Raw genomic sequence first — 17,425 nt, 5'->3', positions numbered from 1 at the left:
GGACATCGAGGTCGACGGCCTGTGCCGTCACCCTTCGTCGATCCACGCCGACGACCGCTGAACCGCCCTGACACCGCGACTACCTGACAAGAACAATACGAGGTGAGCAACATGACCGTGAAGATTTCCCACACCCCCGAAATCCAGGCTTTCTTCGAGCAAGTGGCCGGCCTTGGCAATGCCGAAGGCAACCCGCGCTTCAAACAGATCATCCTGCGCGTGCTGCAGGACACGGCACGCCTGATCGAAGACCTGGAGGTCAGCGAGGACGAGTTCTGGCACGCGGTCGACTACCTCAACCGCCTGGGCGGGCGCAACGAAGCGGGCCTGGTGGCTGCGGGCCTGGGCATCGAGCACTTCCTCGACCTGCTGCAGGATGCCAAGGACGCCGAAGCCGGCCTTGGCGGCGGCACCCCGCGCACCATCGAAGGCCCGTTGTACGTGGCCGGCGCACCTCTGTCCGAAGGTGAGGCGCGCATGGACGACGGCCGCGACCCGGGCGTGGTGATGTTCCTGCAAGGCCAGGTGTTCGATGCCGATGGCCAGCCGCTGGCCGGTGCCACCGTCGACCTGTGGCACGCCAATACCCAAGGCACCTACTCGTACTTCGACTCGACCCAGTCCGAATACAACCTGCGCCGACGCATCGTCACCGATGCCGAGGGCCGCTACCGTGCGCGCTCCATCGTGCCGTCGGGTTATGGCTGCGATCCGCAGGGGCCGACCCAGGAATGCCTGAACCTGCTCGGCCGCCACGGCCAGCGCCCGGCGCATGTGCACTTCTTCATCTCGGCGCCGGGGCATCGCCACCTGACCACCCAGATCAACTTCGAGGGTGACAAGTACCTGTGGGACGACTTTGCCTATGCCACCCGTGATGGGTTGGTCGGCGAGCTGCGCTTTGTCGAGGATGCCGCGGCGGCGCATGACCGGGGTGTGCAGGGCGAGCGTTTTGCCGAGTTGGCGTTCGACTTCCACCTGCAGGCGGCCAAGGCACCTGAGGCCGAAGCACGCAGCCACCGCCCGCGTGCGCTGCAAGACGGCTGAGTTTCAGGGACCTGAACTCTGTGGGAACTGAGCACTGTAGGAACTGAGCACTGTGGCAACCGAGCACTGTAGGAACTGAACACTGTAGGAGCTGAACACTGTGGGAGCGGGCTTGTCCCGCGAAGGGGCCGGCCCAGGCAATGGAAGAGTATGGCCAGGGCTTCGCCCTGGTTCGCGGGACAAGCCCGCTCCCACAGTAACTCTGCTCCCACAGTAACTCTCTCCCACAGAACTCTGCCCCCACAGAACCCGGTTCCTACAAGCTCATTCCCACAAAGCCAGCCAGCTCCACCGCCATACACCATTCCAATAACAATAAAAGGTCCTTGGTCATGCGTAACCCCGTCCAGCATTCGCTCGCCCAGGCTATCCAGTCAGGAGCCCGAGCATGACGAACCTCACCCAAGAGCAACCCCTCAAGCAGCAGAACAAGCGTTACCTCTACGAGTGGTACGTGGTCACCCTGTGCATGGTGGCCTACATCTTTTCCTTCGTTGACCGGCAGATCCTGGCCCTGATGATCGAGCCGATCAAAGCCGACCTGCAGCTCAGCGACACCCAGTTCAGCCTGCTGCACGGCCTGGCCTTCTCGCTGTTCTATGCCTTCATGGGCATGCCCATCGCCTACCTGGCCGACCGTTTCTCCCGGCCACGCATCATCGCCGTCGGGGTGATTTTCTGGAGCTTCGCCACCGCCGCCTGCGGCCTGAGCAAGAACTTCCTGCAGATGTTCCTGGCCCGCATCGGCGTCGGTGTCGGCGAGGCAGCCCTGTCGCCCTCGGCCTACTCGATGTTCAGCGACATGTTCCCCAAGGAAAAACTCGGCCGGGCCGTGGGCATCTATTCGATCGGCTCGTTCGTCGGTGGCGGCATCGCCTTCCTGGTCGGCGGCTACGTGATCACTTTGCTCAAGGATGCGCAAACCATCGAAGTGGCCGTGCTCGGTGCCATGAAAGCCTGGCAACTGGCGTTCTTCATCGTCGGCCTGCCGGGAGTGATCGTCGGCCTGCTGATCTGGCTGACGGTGCGCAACCCCCAGCGCAAGGGCGCCCAGCTCGATGCCGACGGCCAGGTGCGCAAGGTGAAGCTCACCGATGGCCTGCGCTTCATTGGCCGCCATCGGGCGACCTTCGGCTGCCACTACCTGGGCTTCTCGTTCTACGCCATGGCCCTGTTCTGCATGATGAGCTGGACGCCTGCGCTGTATATCCGCAAGTACGGAATGAGCCCGCAAGAGGCCGGTTTCATGCTCGGCACCATCCTGTTGCTGGCCAACACCACCGGCGTGGTGTTCGGCGGCTGGCTGACCGATCACCTGGCCAAGCGCGGCTACCGTGATGCGGCCATGCGCACCGGGGTGATCGGCGCCGTAGGCATGATCGTGCCGGCGGTGCTGTATTCGCAGGTCGAGCCGCTGTGGCTGTCGGTCACCTTGCTGGTGCCGGCGATGTTCTTCGCCTCGTTCCCGATGCCGGCCTCCACCGCGGCCATGCAGATCCTCTCGCCGAACCAGGTGCGGGCGCAGGTCTCGGCGGTGTTCCTGCTGATCAGCAACCTGCTGGGCCTGGGCCTGGGCACGACCCTGGTGGCGTTGATCACCGACCGCTACTTCGGCGCACCGGCAGCGGTCGGCTCGTCGATGTCGATCGTCAGTTGCGTGGCGTCGCTGCTGGCCATCGTGCTGTTGGCCAAGGGCTGCAAGTGCTTCCGTGCCAGCCTGCAACGCGAACACCCCGCCGAGGCTTGAGATGCTGGAGCGCTTCCCGCTGCTCGATTCCCGGGATGTGGGCGAGATGCAGGTGCAGCTGGCCCGCTATCTCTGCCCCCATCGGCTGCGGGTGCTCAACGACACGCCGCCGCGCCTGCAGGTCAGCGGCGTGGCGTTTGCCGGGGCCTGGTTGCTGGAACTCGATTATGACGCGCCGGTGGAGGTCAGCCTCGAGGGTAGCGGCGCGCACTACCTGTTTCGCACCACCTTGCAGGGGCAGTGCGAGGTGACCCAGGGGCGCCATCAGGCAGCGGTCGCGGCGGGCGGGCTGAGTGTCAGCTCGCCCTTCGCCAGCAGCCGCATCGTCACCGGGGGCGCCTGTCGCAATGCAGTGCTCAGCCTGCCGCGCGAGACGCTGGAGGTGCATCTGCAAAACCTGCTAGGGCGCACGTTGCGCCAGCCACTGGCGTTCGATGTGCCGCTGGCGGCGACGCACCCCGGCGTGCATGCACTGGGGGCTGCCATGGACTACCTGTGCCGCTTGCTGGCGCTGGACCTGAGCCTTGCACCGCTGCGCCAGGGGCTTGCGGATCATCTGGTGCAACTGCTGCTGACCCAGTTGCCACACAACTACTCGGACGCACTCTGCCAGGCCGCGAGCACGCCGCTGCCCAGCCACGTGCGCCGGGCGCGCGACCACATCGAGGCGCACCTGGACCAGCCGCTGGCGTTGTCGACCCTGTGCGCGCTCAGCGGCGTCTCGGTGCGCACCCTGCAGAATGGCTTTCGCCAGTTCCTCGGCCAGACACCGCTGGAGTACATCCGCGACCGGCGCCTGCTGGCCGTGCACCAGGCGCTGCAGCAAGGCGAGGGCAGCGTGACCGAGGTGTTGCTGCGCTGCGGCATCAACAGCCCCGCGCACTTCACCCGCCAGTACTGGCAACGCTTCGGTTGCCGGCCGTCCGACACGCTCAAACGCTGAGAATCTGCGCAATCGGTAGCCTGCCTGCGTGATCGGAAGCGTCGGCAAATGCCGCGTTGGCTAGCATCGGCCTACCTCAACACGCGGAGTTACCCCCTATGCAAGTGACTATCCTGGGTGGCGGCCACGGCTGCTACGCGGCAGCCGTGGAGATGGCCGAACGCTGCCACGCCACCCGTCTCTGGCGCCGTGACAGCAAGGCCCTGCAGGCGCTGCAGGCCATCGGCAGCCTGACCGTGCGCGACTATCGCGGCACCCGGCAGGTGCCCCTCGACGAACGCCTGCAACTGGTCGGCGACCTGTCACAGGCGCTGGAAGGTGCGCAGCTGGTGGTCATACCGCTGCCCGCCACCACCCATGAGGCACTGGCCGCCGAAGTGGCGCCGTTGCTGCGCGATGGCCAGGTGGTGTTTCTGCCGCCGGGCACCTTCGGCAGCTACCTGTTCGCCAAGGCCATGCGCGACTGTGGCAACCGGGCCGAGGTGGCGTTCGCCGAAACCGGCACCTTGCCTTACCTGGTGCGCAAGCACGGCCCCGACCAGCTGGTGATCAGCGCCTACGCCACGCGCCTGCCGACCGGCGTGTTGCCCAGCCGCCTGGCGGCGCATGCGTTCGCCGTGCTGCGCGAAGCCTATCCGAGCGTCGAGCCGATCGAGGATGCGTTGAGCGGCGCGCTGATGAACGCAGGCCCGGTCATCCACCCGCCGCTGATCCTGATGAACGCCGGGCCCTTGGAGCACTTCCCCTCCTGGGACATCCACAACGAAGGCACCCAGCCAGCGGTCCGCCGCGTCACCAGCCAGCTCGATGCCGAGCGCATGCGCGTGCGTGAAGCATTGGGCTACCCCGCGCCGCACTTCCCGCTGGCCGACCACTACAACACCGACCAGGGCGAGGAGTGGATGTACGGCCGTGGCGCCCACGGCAAACTCACCGACAGCGGCGACTGGCGCGAGAAGATCGACCTGCAGCAGCACCGCTACATGCTCGAAGACACGCGCCTGGGCCTGTCGCTGCTGGTCTCCGTCGGCCGTTGGGCCGGTGTGCCGACGCCCGTGGCCGAAGGCCTGCTGGCGCTGGCCTCGGCCGTCACCGGGCGTGACTTGTACGGCGAAGGACGGACCCTGGAAAACCTCGGGCTGGCTGCGCTGGACCGGGCGCAGATGGCCGCCGTGCTGCAGGACGGGGTGGCGGCATGAGCGAGCCACTGCGCCACATTGCCGTGGTCGGTGCCGGACGCATGGGCGAGGGCATTGCCCTGGCCTTCGCCCAGGCCGGGCTGCGGGTGGACCTGATCGACCTCAAGGAGCGCGCCGCCCAAGCCGATTATTTCCAGGCGATAGAACGCAATCTCAGGGCCCAGGCGGACAGCCTGGTTGCCCTGGAACTGATCGGCACCGTACAGGCCGAGCAGTTGCTGGCACGTATTCGCCTGCTGGCGCCGGACGCTGGCGCACGCGCGCTGGCAGGCTGCCGGCTGGTGTTCGAGGCGGTGCCCGAAGTGCTGGCGGCCAAGCGCGAGGCACTGGCCTGGATCGACCGGCATGTCGGGGCGGACAGCATCATCGCCTCGACCACGTCGACCTTCCTGGTCACCGAGCTTGCGCACATGGTCTCGGCACCGCAGCGCATGCTCAATGCGCACTGGCTCAACCCGGCGCACCTGATGCCCTTGGTGGAGGTTTCGCGCAGTGAGCAGACCTGCGACACGGTGGTCGCTGAGCTGTTGGCGACCTTGCAGGGCATCGGCAAGGTCGCGGTGGTGTGCAACGCCGCGCCCGGCTTCATCGTGCCGAGGTTGCAGGCGCTGGTGATGAACGAGGCCGCGCGCATGGTCGAGGAGGGCGTGGCCAGTGCCGAGCAGATCGACCTGGCGGTGCGCAGCGGTTTTGGCCTGCGCTTTTCGGTGCTCGGCTTGCTGGAGTTCATCGACTGGGGGGGCGGCGATATCCTGCACCACGCCTCGGCCTACCTCAGCCAGCACCTGGGCGAGCGCTACCAGGCGGCGCAGGCCGTGCTGGACAACATGGCGGCCGGGCGCAACGGGCTGCGCGAAGGCGTGGGTTTCTACGATTACCGGCACGTCGATGTGCCGGCTTATCGCCACGAGCGCCTGGCCGAGCTGATGCAGCGGGTGCGCCAGGCTGGCCTGGCGCCACGCTTCGCTTCAGGCCTTGAAGCGCTGGATCAGCCCTTGCTGCTCTGACGCCAGGTCGTTCAACTGCTGGCTGATGCCCGCCGAGCGCTCGGCCTGGCCAGACAACGAAGCGGTGACATCGCGCACCGCTTCGACGTTGCGGTTGACCTCTTCGGCCACGCTGCTCTGCTGTTCGGCGGCGCAGGCGATCTGCACGTTCATGTCGGTGATCACACTGACCGCCTGGCGAATCTGCGCCAGCGCCTGCTGGGCCTGGCGCGCCTGCTCGGCATTGGCTTGGGCTTGCTCGTGGCTGTGCTGCATGGCGCGGGTCACCTCGCGGGTGCCGCTGCGCAAGCTGTCGATGATCGCGCCGATCTCCTCGACCGAGGCCTGGGTGCGCTGGGCCAGGCCGCGCACCTCGTCGGCGACCACGGCGAAGCCGCGGCCGGCTTCGCCGGCGCGCGCCGCCTCGATGGCGGCGTTGAGGGCCAGCAGGTTGGTCTGCCGGGCGATCGACAGGATTACCGCCATCACCGTGCCGATCTGCTCGCCGCTGCTGGCCAGGGCATGCAGGCGTTGCATGCCGTCGCTCATGTCCTGGGCCAGGGCCTGGATGCCGAGGCTGGCGTCCTCGATCACCTGCATGCCATCGCCGGTGGCCTGGTCGGCATGCCGCGCCGCCTCGGCCGCCTGGGCAGCGCTGTGGGCAGCGGCCTGGGCGGTGGCGGACATCTGCTGCAAGGCGGCCGCCATCTGCTCGATCTCGCGCAATTGCTGCTGCATGCCGGCGTTGGTCTGGCTGGCGATGCGCGCGGACTGGTCGGCGGTGTCACGGGTATCGCGCACACCGGCCTGAACCTGGGCGACCACCGGTTGCAGGTGCTCGAGAAAACGGTCGAAGGCGCGGCTCAGGCGTCCCAGTTCATCGCGACCTGGGTAGGCCAGCCGGCGGGTCAGGTCGCCTTCGCCTTCGGCGATGTCCTCCAGCACATGGGCCACATGCAGCAGCGGCCGGCTGACGCTGCGCGCCGTCAGCCACATCATCAGCACGCCGAGCACCGCGATGCTCAGGCCCAAGCCGATCTGCAGCGCCAGGCTGTGCAAGCGCTGGTCACGCATCTGCGCTTGCAGGGCGGCTACCGGGGCGCCGAGCACGGCCTTGGGCACGCTGACCAGCACAGCCCAGGGGGTGGCGTCGGGCAGCGGCTGGATGGGTACCAGCATGCGCATGGAATCGGCGTCCTCGAAGGTTTGCCCAAGGCCCGCGCGGGTGGCGTCGAGCATTGCGGTCGCCTGTTCGGGGTGACGTGCCTTGAGCAGAGTGCCGAGGCGCTCGGGGTGGCGGCTGTCGCCCGCCAGCAGGCCGGCCGAGCTGACGATGGCGATATCGCCCTGGCCCTCGTACAGCGCAGCGCTGGCGGCTTCGGCATCGTGCTGCAGCGTACCCAGGTCGATGTCCAGGCCAATCACCGCGACCACCCGGCCCTGGTCGAGCAGCGGCAGGGTCAGGCTGGTGACCAGCCGCGCGGTGCCGCTGGAGCTGTCGACATAGGGTTCCAGCAGGCAGGGCTTGGCGGCTTCGCGCGAGCAACTGAAGAACGCATTGAACGGCGCACCGCTGGGGCCGGGCAAGGTGTCGGCCAGCAGCTGTTCGTCACCCGGCACGGCCTGCAGCTGGCCGGGGGCCGATTGCAGCCAGTACAAGGCGAAACGCCCCTGATCGTTGCTGCCCAGTTCAAGCTGGCCGAGGAAGTCGGCATCGCGGCCGTCCAGGGCATTGCGGTCGAAGGTGATGAACAGCCCCAGCAACTCCGGCCGCCCGGCCAGGGCCTGGCGTAGCACCTGGGTGAGGTCGCGGCGCAGATCGGCCGCAGGCACCTGCCCGCTGGCGTCGCGTTGGCGCAGGTGCATGACTTGGCGGCCCACGCCTTCGGCGAAGCCGTAGGCACGCTCGAAGCCCTGCTGGATCTGCAGCGCTTGGGCCTGGCCTTCGGCGCGCAAGTTGTTCCTCGACGCGGCCAGCAACATGTCGCTGGCGCTGTGCTTGACCTGGTCCTCGCTGGCCTGGCGCTGGGCCAGGGCCAATGCGGTGAGGAGTACGACAACGGTGGCCAGGCACAGGCTGGCGAGCAAGGTGATCTTGTTGTGAATGCTCAAAGCGTTGGTCATGTCGTTGGTTTCCGCGACGCGAGGTGGGCTCGCGGCAGGCTACCGGGCCATCGCCGCCAGCGGTATGGGCGCAGGGCCGATTGGCAGGCAGCGACAAGAGGTTGGCACGCCTGGGCAATGGCGGTATCAGCGGAGCGGGGAGAAGGGCGCTGGCAGGTAGACCGTGGACTGCATCGTCTCCAGCTGCGGCGCCGAATTCTCCGGCGGCCATACCCCGTCGCGCACTGCCCGGGTGCGCACATCGAGGCGCTGCTCCAGGCTGGCGTAAGGCCAGATGTGCAGGTAGCGCGGCAGACGGCCACTGGTGGCGTAGAACGCGGCATAGACCTGGGAGTAGTCATCCCCGGTGCGCGGGCCGACGGCTTTGCGCCAGCCGGCCAGGGTCGGCGCCAGGCCCGAGGTCACCAGGTCGTATTCGCGCAGCTCGTAGAACGGGCCGTGCTTGCCGGGGGCCAAGGGTTCCAGGAAGGGGAACAGCCGGTAGTCGTCCATGTGTTGCTCGAGGATGAACTGGCCAATACCGAACGCATCGCTGCTGAGCAGCACGCGCTGACGTTCGGTGGCCTGGGCGTGGGCATCGGTGAAACGACGCAGTACGGCAATGGTGTTCTGCTGGCCGATTTCCGAGAGCCAGCAGCCGATCAACTCGACGCCTGGGCCCGCTTCCTGCAGCGCCGCCTGGAGCAGCGGCAGGGCCTGGGCCGGTGTGCGTACGCGCAGGGTGAAACGGAGCAGTTCGTAAAGATCAGACATCAACACGGGTTCCTTGGGGTGCAATAAAAAACCCGAACCCTCCCCGCACGGAAAGGCCCGGGCAAAAACGGTGACGGCTGCTTACCAGAACTTCCAGGTGTAGGAGGTGATGAAGCGGTACTCGTCGTAGTCGCTGCCGTACTTCTGCGTGGTGTGCATGTTCTTCAGGTCGAAGGCCAGGTCCTTGAGCGGGCCGCTTTGCACCACGTAGCTGAACATGATGTCGCGCTCGCTTTCCTCGTCCCGGTCCAGGCCGCGGCCGCGGTCGACATCGGTGCCCTTGGTGTAGCGGGTGAACAGCTTGAGCCCGGGGATGCCCAGGGCGGCGAAGTTGTAGCCGTAGCGCAACGACCAGCTGCGCTCGTCCGGACGGATGAACGGGATGCTGCCCCAGTTCGGCAGCCACAGCTGCGGCACGAAGCCGTTCAGGGTCGGGAATACGGTGTCGCCGGTCATGCGCTGGTAGACGACGCCGACCGTGTGGCCGCTCTTTTCCACGCTCACCAGGCCGAAGTAGGCGCGGTTGTCCACCGGTCCGCTGCGCGCGGCGCCGTCTTCCTGGTTGTTGAAGTAGCCGACGTCAGTCTTCAGCTGGTAGCCGTCGGCGAAGCGCAGGGTGTGCTTGATGCCGGCGTAGTCCTGCTTGTAGATGTCGTTGAGCACGCCGTGGAAGTAGCTGCCCTGCAGGTCGGGCGTCACCGCGTAGGTGGCGCCGGCGAAGTCGAGGCCATCGCTGTCCTGGCTGTCGGGGGTGCCGAAGCGGTAGAGGCGCTCGTGGTTGGACGACTCGCGGGTGACGATCGACCAGAAGCGTCCGCCTACCAGGGTCAGCTTGTCGATGTCGCGCGATTCGATCACCGCGCCTTGGTAGATCGTGTCGAGCTGACGGCTCGGGTCGTTGGAGGCGACCGGGTAGAACGGCCGCTGGTCGCCGATCTTCACCACGCTCTTGGCGTACTTGAGTTTGAGCGTCGCACCGCCACGGCTGTACTCCTCGGAGGTCTGCTGGCTGTGGCGGCTGAAGGGCAGCGAGCCATCGTTGCCCGTGGAATCCAGGCGCACGGCGTACTGCCCGTCGAGGTCGAAGCCGAGCGCCAGCGGGGTGTCGGTGTAGCCGGATTCGAACTGCAGGTCGAAGCCCTGGGACCAGTTGCCGACCTTCGACACCGGCGCATTGTCCTGGGTGAAGTTGCGGTTCAGGTAGAGGTTCTTGATGTTCAGCGAGAGGTGGCTGTCATCGACCACGTCGGCCAGACCGGCCTGGGGGAGGGCGCAAGCGACACACAGGCACAACGATTTCGCAGGCAAGGGCCATCCGAGTTCCATGGGGGTATTCCTGGACAGGTGATCAGGACAAGTACCGGGCAGTCGAGCCACGGGCAGGAGGGCGTCAGGTCGCGTGCCCGCTTGTCTGTCACGTTTGTTTTTGTTGTTTTGGGTTTGCGCTACAGGCAGCAACGCTAATGGGCGGGGCAGGGGGGCTCAATGACAGGGGCGGTCAATGTCGTTGCGTTTTGCGCAACGACCCGAGTCGGGGGCAGTGCCAGTCACTTCAGCGCAGGTCACAGCACCCTGCGCATCGCCTTGGCCATTTCGGTCGCCAGCGCCCGGCTCACCTCGTCCAGGGTGCGACCGCGACGGGTGACGATCTGGATATCGGTGGCGTTCATCTGCGCGCAGTCGATGGCCAGCGCCTTGAACGTGCCGCCCTTGATCTCGTCGATGAGCGGCAGCTCGGCCAGCAAGGTCGCGCCCAGGCCCGAACGGACGAAATCGAGGATCACCGCCAGCGAGTTGGAGGTCAGGGTCGGTTCGATGCTCAGCCCCTGCGCCTTGCAGGCCGCGTCCAGCAGCTCGCGGACACGGAAGTTGGCGCCGGGCAGCACCAGCGATTCGCGGGCGATGTCCTGCAGGCTGACCAGGCTGCGTTCGGCCAGGCGGCTGTCGCGGTGCACGATCAGGCGCAGCGGTTGCGCCAGGCTGAACAGCCGGCTCAGGCAGGCCGTCTGGCTGGGCGCGAAGACCACGCCCAGGTGGGCCTGGTCGGCCATCACCATGCGCTGCACTTCCTGCGACGGTGCGCTGATGATTTCGGTCTTGTGCGCACCATGGGCCTGGAGAAACCCCTGCAGGCCATTGATCACCCGCGCGCCGAGCAATCCTTCGCCGATGGCAATCACCGTCGAGGCCTGCTGCTGGGTGCGCAGTTCATCCAGGCGGCTGATCAGGCGGGTGTGCTGGCGCAGGCGCTCGACGTAGTAGTCCACGGCGGCTTCGCCGGCCGTGGTCAGGCTGATGCGATGGGTGCCGGGGCGCACCAGTTCGATGCCCAGTTCTGCTTCGAGCCGGGCGATCTGCCGGCTGACCGACGAGGTGGCGACGCCCAGGGCTTCGGCGGCGGCGCGCATGGAGCCTTTGTCGTGGCTCAGGTGCAGGTAACGCAGGCGGTGATCCTGCAGTTCGATAGGGCGGACAGGCATGACCTGGACCTCGGTGGACCCACGCCAGGCGCTGGCGGGGGCTGGATTGATTGTGTTTGTAGGCTCCATGCCCGGCCATGCTACACCAGCTTTTTTCTCTCCGAAATCATGTGAAAAGTGTATTAAAAATTTTTCGGCATAGCGTCGATTGTCGTTAGTTTTTTTAGCTTCATGGCTGGCTTCGGATTTCCCATAAAAAACATTAAAAATCAGATAGATAACCGTATTTGCGGGAGTGCATTGGCTTTGGGTGGCAGAAAAAATCGCAAATTTAAGCGTGAAAATTCAATTGACAATTCACGTAAATGACCGCAAATATTTGTCACCGGCACCTAAAACAAGAGAGACAGAACATGCCGCACGAACCCGCCTTTGCCCCCCTGCATGGCTGCCGCTTCCCTGTGGCTCGCCTTGCCATTTCACCTCCTGTCTACCGACACCAGCCTCAACAAGAAAACCGCGCCTGAGACGGAGAATGTCCATGGATTCGCTTTGCCTGCGTGCCGCGCCCGAGTCGGCGCTTGCCAGTGGCCCTGCCTTCGAGGCTCTGCTTGACGGTGTTCGTGATCGTGCCCGTCAGGGTGAGTTCGATCGCCAACGCCATATTTCCCGCGACGTGATCGATGCGTTCAAGGCCCACGGCGTCTACCGCGCCCTGGTGCCGAAGCGTTTCGGTGGGCTCGAATGCTCGCCGGGCGCGTTCTGCGAGATGATCGAACGCATTTCCCACGCCGACGGCTCCGCCGGCTGGGTGGCCAGTTTCGGCATGAGCCCGGTGTACCTGGCGGCCCTGCCGCTGGAAACCATCGCCGAGATCTACGGCAACAGCCCCGACACGGTGTTCGCCGGGGGCATCTTCCCGCCGCAGCCTGCCGAAATCGTTGCCGGTGGCTTCAAGGTCAATGGCCGCTGGAAGTACTCCAGCGGCTCCATGGGCGCCGACATCGTCGGCGTCGGCATCGCCCCGCGCAATGGCGACAAGCTCGACCTGCCGCGCCTGGCCGTGATGCCGCGCAGCCAGGCACGCATCGAAGAAACCTGGGACACCGTCGGCCTGCTCGGCACCGGCAGCCACGACCTGCTGGTCGAGGATGTGGTGGTGGGCGAGCAGTGGACCTTCGTGCGCGGCGGCAAGCCGAACCTGGACGAGCCGTTCTTCCGCTACCCGTCGCTGTCGTTCGCCACCCAGGTGCTTTCGGTGGTCGGCCTTGGGATCGCCCGCGCCGCCCTGGACGAACTGTCGGGCATGGCCAGCGGGCGCATCTCGGTGACCGGCGCCCCGGCCTTGGCCGACCGGCCGCTGGCCCAGGTCGATGTGGCCAAGGCCGAGGCCGCGCTGCGCTCGGCCCGTGCGTTCTTCTACGAATCCATCGACCGCGCCTGGCAGCACGTGCTGGCCGGCGACCCGGTGCCGATGGAGGCGACCAACCTGCTGCGCCTGTCCTCGACCCATGCCGCGCGGGTGGCCGCAGAAGTGGCGCGCAGCGCGCAGCTGCTCTCGGGCATGACCGGCATCTACAACGAAAGCCCGCTGGCCCGTTGCGTCAACGATGCGCAAGTGGTCACCCAGCACGCCTTCATGGGCGACGTCACCTACCAGAACGCCGGGGCGATGTTCTTCGGTAAACAGCCTCTTCCGGGCTACCTGTAACTCTCGGGATATTTGTCATGAGCGATAAGAAAGCCTTGCGCGTGCTGTTCTGCATGGGCATCAACCAGAACTTCTTCGATGCACCGCGTGAAGAGCAACTGCAGGTGTGGGCCGCCTTCAGCGCGATGTGGAACGGCATCCACGACCTGGCCGGCGTCGACGTGCTGGGCAACATGGACGACGACCAGAGCATGGTCGGCCCGTCCGACGGCTTCCCCTGGACCACCTACCTGCTGGCCGACGTACCGGACATCCAGACCGTGCACGCCGCCTGCAACCTGTTCCGCACCACCGCCGTGGGCGACGGCCCGTACAAGCTGTGGCGCTACGCCAAGGTCGAGGCCCGTGTCGGCCGCGAACTGATCATCCAGCGCACCTGAAGTGGAGGAGTGTTTCCGTGACTAACCTGATTCCCGCCGTCAACCTGAGCGTAGACCCCGCCGAGCTGGTGCAGCCCGACCGCGTCCACACCTCGCTGTACACCGACCCGGCGCTGTTCGACGCCGAGCTGGAAAAGATTTTCCACAGCACCTGGATCTGGGTCGCCCACGAGAGCGAAATCCCCGAGGCCGGCAGCTACAAGACCACCTACATCGGCAAGCAGCCGGTGATCGTCGTGCGCGACCGCAAGAAGGCCGTCAATGTCCTGCTCAACCGCTGCCGCCACCGGGGCGCCACGGTGTGCGAGCACAAGAAAGGCAAGACCAACAGCTTCGTCTGCCCGTACCACGGCTGGGGCTATGCCCTCGACGGTTCGCTGCGCGGCGTGCCGCACCCGGAAAGCTACGGCGACTGCCTGGACAAGGCCGAGCTGCCGCTGGTCAGCCTGCGCACCGAAAGCTATGCCGGCATGATCTTCGCCACCTTCAAGGACGACATCGAGCCGCTGGAAGACTTCCTGGGCGCGGCCAAGAAGTGGATGGACCTGTTCATGAAGCAAGGCGCGGGCTACGGCATCAAGGTGCCGGGCGAGCACCGTTTCCGCTTCCCCGGCAACTGGAAGATCCAGCTGGAAAACACCACCGACGCCTACCACTTCCCGCTGGTGCACAAGAGCTTCCTGTCGTCCGTGGACGAACAGACCCTGGAGCTGTTCGACTTCGTCAAAGGCCCTGGCTACGTCGAGGACCTGGGCAACGGCCACAGCGTGATGGTGATGATCCCCGAGCTGGTCGACCTGGAAGCCGACCTCGACAAGCCGATCCCCGAGCGCTTCGAGTCGCTGGCCGCCGAGCTGCGTGACGAAGGCATCGACGAGCCGCAGGTGCGCCGCATCGTGCGTGCGGTGGGCGGGTCGGGCTTCAACCTCAACCTGTTCCCCAACGTCGCCTGCTCGATGGCGTTCTTCCGCGTGCTGCAGCCGATCTCGGTCACCGAGACCGAGATCCACCACTCGGTGATCACCATGGACGGCGGCCCGGCCGCGGCCAACCGCTACCGCCTGCGCCTGCACGAGCACTTCCAGGGCCCGATGGGCTTCGGCACCCCGGACGATTCCGAGGCCTGGGAGCGCGTGCAGAAGGGCGCCAATGCCGGCGAGAACCTGTGGATCATGCTCAACCGCGGCTTGCCGGGCGAACGCCCAAGCGAAGATGGCCTGGTCTCTGACGTGAGTGCCGAAACCGGCATGCGCGCGGCGTACCAGCAGTGGAAAAAGATGATGTCGGCCTGAGTGTGGAGAACCCCATGAATTTGCAATTGCTGCAAGAAGTCACCGCCTTCATCTGGCAGGAAGGCGACATGCTCGACCACGGTGAGTACGAAGCCTGGCAGGACCTGTGGACCGCGAAAGGGACCTACATCATCCCGATCAACCCCAAGGAAACCGACTTCGAGAACACCTTGAACTATGCCTACGACGACCACCACATGCGCCGCCTGCGCGTGCAGCGGCTGATCGGCGGCGAATCGATTTCCACCAGCCCGCAGCCGCGCACCGTGCGCAGCATTTCGCGCATCCGCGTGCTGGGCGATGACGGGGTGAACGTCACCGTGCGCGCCGCGCAGAACATCCGCGAGTTCCGCAAGGAAAGCCTCAAGCACTACAGCGCCGACCTGACCTACACCCTGGTGCGTGCCGAGGGCGGTTTCAAGATCGAGCGCAAGGTGATCAGCCTGATCAACAGCGACGATACCCTTGCCGGTATCGGCTACATCCTGTGAGGACCCGGCCATGAACCAAGTCGCATTGGTAACCGGGGCCGGGCAGGGGCTGGGCCAGCGCTTCTGCGCCCGGCTGCTCGCCGCAGGTTTCGACGTGGTGGTCTCGGACCGTGACCTGGGCCTGGCCCAGGCCACTGCCGAGCAGCTGCAAGGGCAGGGCGGACGTGCCCTGGCGGTCAAGCTCGATGTCGCCAGCAAAGGCGATTTCGAGCAAGCCCTGGCCCAGGTGCTGGAGCACTTCGGTGCCCTGCACGTGGTGGTCAACAACGCGGCGGTGACCAAGACCACGCCGCTGATGCAGATCAGCCCGGAAGAGTTCGACGCCGTGGTCGGCCTGAACCTGCGCAGCGTGTTCCTCGGCTGCCAGGTACTGGGCGCGCACATGGCCGAGGTCGGCTACGGGCGGATCATCAACCTGGCCTCGCTGGCCGGGCAGAACGGCGGCACTGCCACCGGCGCGCACTATGCGGCGAGCAAGGGCGCGATCGTCACCCTGACCAAGATCTTCGCCAAGGAATTCGCCGCCCGCGGCGTCACCGTCAACGCCATCGCCCCGGGCCCGATCGACTCGCCCGCGGTGCATGCGGCCGTGCCGGCCGAACGCCTGCAGGGGCTGCTGGCGAACATCCCGGTGCAGCGCCTGGGCGATGCGGATTTCCTGGGCGACCTGATCGTGCAGCTGGCGCGGCCCGAGGCCTACTTCACCACCGGGGCGACCTGGGACGTGAACGGCGGCCTGTTCATGCGATGAATCACTACAGGACACCGGTCATGAATGAACAATTGTTGAATGTCGTCGTGCGCAAGCGCGAGATCCAAGGGGCCGACGTGGTCGTCCTCGACCTGGCGCTGGCCGATGGCGCCGCGCTGCCGGCCTTCGAGGCGGGCGCGCACGTGGACATCCACGTGGCCCCCGGCCTGGTGCGTCAGTATTCGCTGTGCAGCGACCCGGCGGATGCCTCGGTGTATCGCCTGGGTGTGCTCAAGGACCCGGACTCCCGTGGCGGCTCGGTGGGCGTGCATGAGGCACTGGTGGAGGGGCGCGAGGTGCAGATCAGCACACCGCGCAACCTGTTTCCGCTGGCGGCCGATGCGCGCCGCTCGATCCTGCTGGGTGGCGGCATCGGCATCACGCCGATGATCGCCATGGCCCACGCCCTGTACCAGCAGGGCGCTGATTTCGAATTGCACTACTGCGGCCGCTCGCGCAGCCGCAGCGCGTTCCTCGAAGCCCTGGCCAGTGCGCCATTCGCCGATCGGGTGGTCACCCACTTCGACGACGAAGACGCCGCCCAGCGCCTGGATCTGCAGGCCGTGCTCGGTGCGGGTTCGACCGGCACTCACCTGTATACCTGTGGCCCGTCGGGCTTCATGGATTGGGTGATCTCCGGCGCGCGCCAGCAGGGGTACGCCGAGGACCACATCCACAAGGAGTACTTCCAGGTCGAGGTCGATGCCAGTGGCGCCAGCTTCGAGGTGGTCGCCGCGCGCAGCAACAAGACCGTGCAGGTCGCCGAGGGCCAGAGCATTCTCGACGCCCTGGCCCAGGTCGGCATCAAGATCGACATCTCTTGCGAGCAGGGGGTGTGCGGCACCTGCATGTGCGAGGTGCTCGAAGGCGAGCCGGACCACCGCGACGTGTACCTGACCGATGAAGAGAAAGCCGCGAACGACCAGATCCTGGTGTGCTGCTCGCGGGCCAAGTCCAACAAGCTGGTGCTGGATATCTGAGGAGCATGACCATGGTTGACGTAACCCAATTTCGCAACGCAATGGCAATGCTCGGTGGCGCCGTGTCGGTGATCACCACCGATGGCCCTGCTGGACGCTTCGGCTTCACCGCCTCGGCGGTGTGCAGCGTCACCGATGCACCGCCGACCTTGCTGGTGTGCATGAATCGCTCGTCGTACTCCAACGAGCAGTTCAAGGCCAACGGCGCGCTGTGCGTGAACGTGCTGGCCGGCACGCATCAGGAGCTGTCGGGGGTCTTCGCCAACCGCCAGCTGAGCATGGAAGAGCGCTTCGCCTCCACCCACTGGACCGTGCTGGAAAGCGGTGCGCCAGTGATGCAGGAAGCGCTGGTGAACTTCGACTGCCGGATTGCCCAGGTGCATGAAGTGGGCTCGCACAGCATCTTCTACTGCGAGATCGAGCAAATCCGCCAGGGTGGCGCCGATGATGGGCTGGTGTATTTCAACCGCGCCTATCACCGGGTGTGCGAGGCCTCGAAGGCCTGCTGACGGCTAGCGCCCGCGCCGCCGCGAGACCCGCGCCTCGATGTTCTTGCGGCCGATCAGCAGCGGTGGTTTCTCCACCACCGGCTCGTCCGCCA

16 protein-coding genes and 2 pseudogenes are annotated in these 17,425 nt (G+C 66.1%); 12 read left to right on the top strand and 6 right to left on the bottom strand.

Annotation, left to right across the window (positions count from 1 at the left end):
* Positions 1-111 precede the first annotated feature (111 nt).
* The 5 genes from catA (at position 112) to PMI38_RS01210 (ending at position 5,943) form a co-directional block, all read left to right on the top strand.
* Positions 112-1,047, top strand: a complete 936-nt coding sequence (gene catA, locus PMI38_RS01230) for a catechol 1,2-dioxygenase (protein WP_008089624.1) — start codon at positions 112-114, stop codon at positions 1,045-1,047.
* Between the two features lie 388 nt (positions 1,048-1,435).
* Positions 1,436-2,794, top strand: a complete 1,359-nt coding sequence (locus PMI38_RS01225; protein ID WP_008089622.1) for a spinster family MFS transporter — start codon at positions 1,436-1,438, stop codon at positions 2,792-2,794.
* Positions 2,757-3,737 carry a helix-turn-helix transcriptional regulator gene (locus tag PMI38_RS01220; protein ID WP_238540149.1) on the top strand — a complete coding sequence of 327 codons (981 nt, stop codon included), beginning with the start codon at positions 2,757-2,759 and terminating at the stop codon, positions 3,735-3,737. The genes PMI38_RS01225 and PMI38_RS01220 overlap by 38 nt, the downstream gene beginning before the upstream one ends.
* 98 nt (positions 3,738-3,835) lie before the next feature.
* Entirely contained in the window at positions 3,836-4,936 is a 1,101-nt protein-coding gene (locus tag PMI38_RS01215; RefSeq protein WP_008089618.1) for an NAD/NADP-dependent octopine/nopaline dehydrogenase family protein, read from the top strand.
* Positions 4,933-5,943: a 3-hydroxybutyryl-CoA dehydrogenase gene (locus tag PMI38_RS01210; RefSeq protein WP_008089616.1), complete on the top strand. Its 1,011-nt coding sequence runs from the start codon at positions 4,933-4,935 to the stop codon at positions 5,941-5,943. The genes PMI38_RS01215 and PMI38_RS01210 overlap by 4 nt, the downstream gene beginning before the upstream one ends.
* Here the strand turns inward: PMI38_RS01210 and PMI38_RS27805 are convergent.
* From PMI38_RS27805 to PMI38_RS01190, 5 genes and pseudogenes are all read right to left on the bottom strand, one after another.
* Positions 5,905-6,630, bottom strand: a complete 726-nt coding sequence (locus PMI38_RS27805; protein ID WP_400642070.1) for a methyl-accepting chemotaxis protein — start codon at positions 6,628-6,630, stop codon at positions 5,905-5,907. The two genes, PMI38_RS01210 and PMI38_RS27805, sit on opposite strands and share 39 nt — an antisense overlap.
* 132 nt (positions 6,631-6,762) lie before the next feature.
* A pseudogene (locus PMI38_RS27800) lies at positions 6,763-6,918 on the bottom strand (HAMP domain-containing protein); the annotation flags it as partial.
* A gap of 1,254 nt (positions 6,919-8,172) precedes the next feature.
* The gene (locus PMI38_RS01200) at positions 8,173-8,799 is read right to left on the bottom strand and encodes an NIPSNAP family protein (RefSeq protein WP_008089611.1); all 627 of its coding nucleotides are present in this window, start codon (positions 8,797-8,799) and stop codon (positions 8,173-8,175) included.
* A gap of 81 nt (positions 8,800-8,880) precedes the next feature.
* Complete coding sequence (locus PMI38_RS01195; protein ID WP_008089609.1) at positions 8,881-10,125, bottom strand: OprD family outer membrane porin; 1,245 nt, start codon at positions 10,123-10,125, stop codon at positions 8,881-8,883.
* 236 nt (positions 10,126-10,361) lie between these two features.
* Positions 10,362-11,279 carry a LysR family transcriptional regulator gene (locus tag PMI38_RS01190; protein WP_008089608.1) on the bottom strand — a complete coding sequence of 306 codons (918 nt, stop codon included), beginning with the start codon at positions 11,277-11,279 and terminating at the stop codon, positions 10,362-10,364.
* A 481-nt stretch (positions 11,280-11,760) separates the two neighbouring features.
* On the opposite strand from PMI38_RS01190, the gene iacA reads away from it, so the two are divergent.
* Genes iacA through PMI38_RS01155 form a run of 7 tightly spaced genes read left to right on the top strand, consistent with a single transcriptional unit; the run spans position 11,761 to position 17,333 of the window.
* A complete protein-coding gene (gene iacA / locus PMI38_RS01185) occupies positions 11,761-12,930 on the top strand; it encodes an indole-3-acetate monooxygenase (protein WP_008089606.1) in 1,170 nt (389 codons plus the stop codon).
* A 17-nt stretch (positions 12,931-12,947) separates the two neighbouring features.
* Positions 12,948-13,310, top strand: a complete 363-nt coding sequence (locus PMI38_RS01180; protein WP_008089604.1) for a hypothetical protein — start codon at positions 12,948-12,950, stop codon at positions 13,308-13,310.
* A gap of 17 nt (positions 13,311-13,327) precedes the next feature.
* Positions 13,328-14,602, top strand: coding sequence for an aromatic ring-hydroxylating oxygenase subunit alpha (locus PMI38_RS01175; protein ID WP_008089601.1), 1,275 nt, complete (start codon positions 13,328-13,330; stop codon positions 14,600-14,602).
* A 14-nt stretch (positions 14,603-14,616) separates the two neighbouring features.
* Entirely contained in the window at positions 14,617-15,093 is a 477-nt protein-coding gene (locus PMI38_RS01170) for an aromatic-ring-hydroxylating dioxygenase subunit beta (RefSeq protein WP_008089600.1), read from the top strand.
* A gap of 10 nt (positions 15,094-15,103) precedes the next feature.
* Positions 15,104-15,844 (top strand): SDR family NAD(P)-dependent oxidoreductase, encoded by a 741-nt coding sequence (locus tag PMI38_RS01165; RefSeq protein WP_008089599.1) that lies wholly within the window; start codon positions 15,104-15,106, stop codon positions 15,842-15,844.
* Between the two features lie 20 nt (positions 15,845-15,864).
* Positions 15,865-16,824 carry a PDR/VanB family oxidoreductase gene (locus PMI38_RS01160; protein ID WP_008089598.1) on the top strand — a complete coding sequence of 320 codons (960 nt, stop codon included), beginning with the start codon at positions 15,865-15,867 and terminating at the stop codon, positions 16,822-16,824.
* An 11-nt stretch (positions 16,825-16,835) separates the two neighbouring features.
* On the top strand, positions 16,836-17,333 hold the full coding sequence (locus PMI38_RS01155; protein ID WP_008089597.1) for a flavin reductase: 498 nt from the start codon (positions 16,836-16,838) through the stop codon (positions 17,331-17,333).
* Positions 17,334-17,336: 3 nt separating this feature from the next.
* Here PMI38_RS01155 and PMI38_RS26965 read toward each other — a convergent pair.
* Positions 17,337-17,425: pseudogene (locus PMI38_RS26965) on the bottom strand (GNAT family N-acetyltransferase); the annotation flags it as partial.

This window comes from Pseudomonas sp. GM84 (genome assembly GCF_000282535.1).
GTDB lineage: Bacteria > Pseudomonadota > Gammaproteobacteria > Pseudomonadales > Pseudomonadaceae > Aquipseudomonas.
The sequence above is the reverse complement of the archived record's forward strand: the minus strand, read 5'-3'. Positions and strand labels throughout refer to the sequence as shown.

Bases quoted from the DNA above. Each gene is read 5' to 3' on its own strand.
- catA (WP_008089624.1), top strand. From the start codon at position 112: ATGACCGTGAAGATTTCCCACACCCCCGAAATCCAGGCTTTCTTCGAG.
- PMI38_RS01225 (WP_008089622.1), top strand. From the start codon at position 1,436: ATGACGAACCTCACCCAAGAGCAACCCCTCAAGCAGCAGAACAAGCGT.
- PMI38_RS01215 (WP_008089618.1), top strand. From the start codon at position 3,836: ATGCAAGTGACTATCCTGGGTGGCGGCCACGGCTGCTACGCGGCAGCC.
- PMI38_RS01210 (WP_008089616.1), top strand. From the start codon at position 4,933: ATGAGCGAGCCACTGCGCCACATTGCCGTGGTCGGTGCCGGACGCATG.
- PMI38_RS27805 (WP_400642070.1), bottom strand. From the start codon at position 6,630: ATGGCGGCCGCCTTGCAGCAGATGTCCGCCACCGCCCAGGCCGCTGCC.
- PMI38_RS01200 (WP_008089611.1), bottom strand. From the start codon at position 8,799: ATGTCTGATCTTTACGAACTGCTCCGTTTCACCCTGCGCGTACGCACA.
- PMI38_RS01195 (WP_008089609.1), bottom strand. From the start codon at position 10,125: ATGGAACTCGGATGGCCCTTGCCTGCGAAATCGTTGTGCCTGTGTGTC.
- PMI38_RS01190 (WP_008089608.1), bottom strand. From the start codon at position 11,279: ATGCCTGTCCGCCCTATCGAACTGCAGGATCACCGCCTGCGTTACCTG.
- iacA (WP_008089606.1), top strand. From the start codon at position 11,761: ATGGATTCGCTTTGCCTGCGTGCCGCGCCCGAGTCGGCGCTTGCCAGT.
- PMI38_RS01180 (WP_008089604.1), top strand. From the start codon at position 12,948: ATGAGCGATAAGAAAGCCTTGCGCGTGCTGTTCTGCATGGGCATCAAC.
- PMI38_RS01170 (WP_008089600.1), top strand. From the start codon at position 14,617: ATGAATTTGCAATTGCTGCAAGAAGTCACCGCCTTCATCTGGCAGGAA.
- PMI38_RS01165 (WP_008089599.1), top strand. From the start codon at position 15,104: ATGAACCAAGTCGCATTGGTAACCGGGGCCGGGCAGGGGCTGGGCCAG.
- PMI38_RS01160 (WP_008089598.1), top strand. From the start codon at position 15,865: ATGAATGAACAATTGTTGAATGTCGTCGTGCGCAAGCGCGAGATCCAA.
- PMI38_RS01155 (WP_008089597.1), top strand. From the start codon at position 16,836: ATGGTTGACGTAACCCAATTTCGCAACGCAATGGCAATGCTCGGTGGC.